The organism is uncultured Sphingorhabdus sp. (assembly GCF_937872355.1).
GTDB lineage: Bacteria > Pseudomonadota > Alphaproteobacteria > Sphingomonadales > Sphingomonadaceae > Sphingorhabdus_B.
Genome location: NZ_CALMSV010000051.1, coordinates 1 through 3497 on the forward strand (window position 1 = coordinate 1; position 3497 = coordinate 3497).

Here is a 3497-nt window from a genome sequence, read left to right on the forward strand (position 1 = left end):
GCCCCTTGATAAAGGGTTCGGCGAGCAGCGTATCAAACTCCTGCCACGGCCCTAAAGCATCGCGCGATATCGGATTCCCATAATTGCCATCAGCTTTGACGATAGCGACGCCAACCGAGCTGCCTTCATTGACCGGCTTCAGTACGTAAGGACGCGGTAATGGATCTGCCACGTACAGGCTCTCGCTTTCGACAATTGTCCCTTTGGGCATCGGGATGCCTGCAGGTACCAGCCGCTGCTTGGTCAGTTCCTTGTCGATGGCGATCACAGAGGTCACCATGCCGCTATGGGTATATTTGATGTCCATCAGGTCGAGCATGCCCTGCACGCTGCCATCCTCACCGGGGACACCATGGAGCGCGTTGAAAACGACATCGGGCCGCAATGCAGCCAGCACCTGCGCGACGTTGCGGTCCATATCGACGCGGCTGACCTTATAGCCCACCTTTTCAAGCGCGTCGGCAACGCCATTGCCGCTCATCAAGGAAACGGGTCGTTCGTTGGACCAGCCGCCCATGAGAACTGCGACATGAATTTGGCCGGTCACTTCTTCACTCCCACTCGCTGAATTTCCCAATGCAGGTCGACGCCCGACTTTGCTTTCACGCGGCGGCGGACTTCTTCACCCAGTTCCTCAATATCGGCACTGGTGGCATCGCCGGTGTTGATCAGGAAGTTGGTGTGCTTTTCGGAAACCTGCGCGCCGCCGATCTGGAGGCCGCGGCAACCAGCCTCATCAACCAACTGCCATGCTTTCCCGCCATCGGGGTTTTTGAAGGTGGAACCGCCGGTTTTCGAACGCAGCGGTTGCGAGGCTTCACGGCTAGCCGAAATGCGGTCCATTTCCGCCTGAATGGCTTCGGGTTCGCCGGGCTTCCCACGGAAGCGCGCGCCTACGACGATTGCGCCTGCGGGCAATTCGCTATGGCGATAGCTGTAGCGTAGCTGTTCAGCCGGCAAGGTCACCAGATCACCATTGCGCAAAACCACGTCGCAATCGACGAGGATGTCCTTCACCTCTCCGCCATATGCGCCGCCGTTCATGCGGACAAAACCGCCAACGGTTCCGGGGATCGAGCGCAAAAATTCCATTCCGGCGATGCCATTGTCGCGCGCGTTGGAGGAAACGAGGATACCGCTTGCCCCTGCCCCGCAATCGAGCGTCACATCATCGACCTTGGCAACCTTGGCAAAGGCCTTACCCAGCCGCACGACCACGCCTGGTACACCGCCATCGCGGACGATCAGGTTCGACCCCAGACCGAGTGCCATAACCGGCACAGCGGGATCGAGGGCGTAGAGGAAGTCGGCAAGGTCTTTGCTATCGGCGGGCTCAAACAGCCATTCGGCGGCGCCGCCGCTCTTGAACCACACGAGCGGAGCCAGCGGCGCGTCATGCGTCAGCTTTCCACGCACCGGAGGCAAGGCGTAGCAAACGCTCATGCACGCGCCTTTTTGATAGCCTCGGCCAGCCCTGCGGCCCATTTGGTGATGTCACCCGCACCAAGACAGACAATAAGATCACCTTCGCGGGTGGTTGCCGCCAGTTCCCTCGCCAGTGCATCCGCACTTTCGATTTCCTGCGCATTATGGTGGCCGCGACGCTTGATCTTGCCAACCAGATCGGCGCTGCTGACGCCTTCGACCGGCGCCTCACCCGCTGCATAGACGGGCGTGATATAGACGGTATCGGCATCGTTGAAGGCCGTGGCAAAGTCTTCCATCAGATTGCCAAGCCGCGAATAACGGTGCGGCTGGCATACCGCGATCACACGGCCTTTGACGCCTTCGCGCGCAGCAGAGAGCACCGCGCGGATTTCGACCGGATGGTGGCCATAATCATCGATGATGGTCACGCCATCGACTTCGCCGACCTTGGTGAAGCGCCGCTTCACTCCGCCAAATTTGGCGAAGCCGGCCTGCACTTGCTCGTCGCTCATCCCACGTTCAATGCCCACGGCAATGGCGGCAAGAGCATTCTGCACATTGTGGCGGCCCGACATAGGCAGGAACACGTTCGCAATCTCACGCTTGCTGCCGTCCCGCGCTCGGATCACCACATCAAAGGTGTTGCCGCCCAGTTCGGGGCGGACATTGTCTGCGCGTATGTCGGCTTGCGCCGAGAAACCATAAGTCAGGATGCGGCGGTCGCGAATGCGCGGGATGATCGCCTGCACCTCGGGATGGTCGAGGCAGAGGATGGCAACGCCGTAGAAAGGCACATTTTCAATGAACTCGATATAGGCCGCCTTGGCCGTATCGAAATCGCCATAATGATCGAGATGTTCGGGATCGATATTGGTGACCACCGCGATGGTGCCATCGAGCCGCAGGAAGCTCCCGTCGCTCTCGTCCGCCTCCACAACCATCCAGTCGCTGTCGCCCAACCGCGCGTTCGATCCATAATTGTTGATGATGCCGCCATTGATAACGGTCGGATCGAGCCCGCCCGCGTCGAGCATCGCGGCAATCAACGAAGTTGTTGTGGTCTTGCCATGCGTGCCCGCCACCGCGACCGTATATTTGAGCCGCATCAGTTCGGCGAGCATTTCCGCCCGGCGCACCAGCGGGATGCGGCGTTCGAGCGCGGCCTCCACTTCTGGGTTGCCACGCTTCACGGCGGTCGAAGTAACCACCACGGCAGCATCGCCCAGATTTTCGGCGGCATGGCCGATCATCACCTTGATACCACGGCTGCGCAGCCCTTCGATCACATAACCTTCGGCAATGTCGCTGCCCTGCACCGAATAGCCAAGATTGTGCATCACCTCGGCAATGCCGGACATGCCTATGCCGCCGATACCGACGAAATGGATGGTGCCGATGTCGGTGCCAACACCCTTCATGAAACTGCTTTCCGTGCAAGGGCCGGCTCGGCATTGCCGAAACCGAGGCCCGATTGTTCTTTTGTCGATATTGTATGCATCAGCGGCGCTCGACCGAAAGATTCAACGAGGTCTGCCAGATCATGCACGGCATCGGGCCGGCCGCAGCTTTTGGCTGCACGGGCAGCATTTTCCAGCGTTTCGGGGATCAGCGCCATTTTCTGGATTTGCTTGGCCAATTCCACCGGTGTGAATGACGACTGCTTGATCGCCCGTGCACCACCTGCCTTCACCATCTCGCTGACATTGAAGGCCTGATGGTTATCCATTGCGGAAGGCAGCGGGATCAATATTGCAGGACGGCCCGCACAGGTCAGTTCTGCAATCGTCGAGGCCCCTGCACGCCCGATTACGAGATGCGACCAGCCAAGCCTTTCGGGAAAATCCTCGAGATAGGTGGCAAGCTGTGCGGGTATCTGATGGTCGGCATACATTTTGCGGACGGTTTCAAGATCCTCGGCACGGCATTGCTGAGTGACTTGCAAGCGGCGACGCAGATTGAGCGGCAGGCGCGCCAGCGCATCGGGCACGACTTCGGACAGGATCGACGCACCTTGGCTGCCGCCTGTCACGAGCACGCGGAACACGCCATCCTCTATGAAAGGCGGAAAT

General features: G+C 59.6%; 3 protein-coding genes and 1 pseudogene. All 4 read right to left on the minus strand.

Translation table 11 applies throughout. The annotated features are described in order from the left end of the window. Positions 1-517, minus strand: a pseudogene (locus tag Q0239_RS02445) (D-alanine--D-alanine ligase); the annotation flags it as partial. Positions 518-543: 26 nt separating this feature from the next. Continuing rightward, positions 544-1443 (minus strand): UDP-N-acetylmuramate dehydrogenase, encoded by a 900-nt coding sequence (gene murB / locus Q0239_RS02450; RefSeq protein ID WP_298597861.1) that lies wholly within the window; start codon positions 1441-1443, stop codon positions 544-546. Next, positions 1440-2846, minus strand: coding sequence for a UDP-N-acetylmuramate--L-alanine ligase (gene murC, locus Q0239_RS02455; protein ID WP_298597863.1), 1407 nt, complete (start codon positions 2844-2846; stop codon positions 1440-1442). The genes murB and murC overlap by 4 nt, the downstream gene beginning before the upstream one ends. After that, positions 2843-3497, minus strand: a 655-nt coding sequence (locus Q0239_RS02460) for a glycosyltransferase (protein WP_298597866.1), incomplete at its 5' end; no start/stop codon positions are given. The genes murC and Q0239_RS02460, both read right to left, overlap by 4 nt.

What these genes read in the sequence shown, in the direction of transcription:
- murB (WP_298597861.1), bottom strand. Translation starts at nt 1,443, where the DNA reads ATGAGCGTTTGCTACGCCTTGCCTCCGGTGCGTGGAAAGCTGACGCAT.
- murC (WP_298597863.1), bottom strand. Translation starts at nt 2,846, where the DNA reads ATGAAGGGTGTTGGCACCGACATCGGCACCATCCATTTCGTCGGTATC.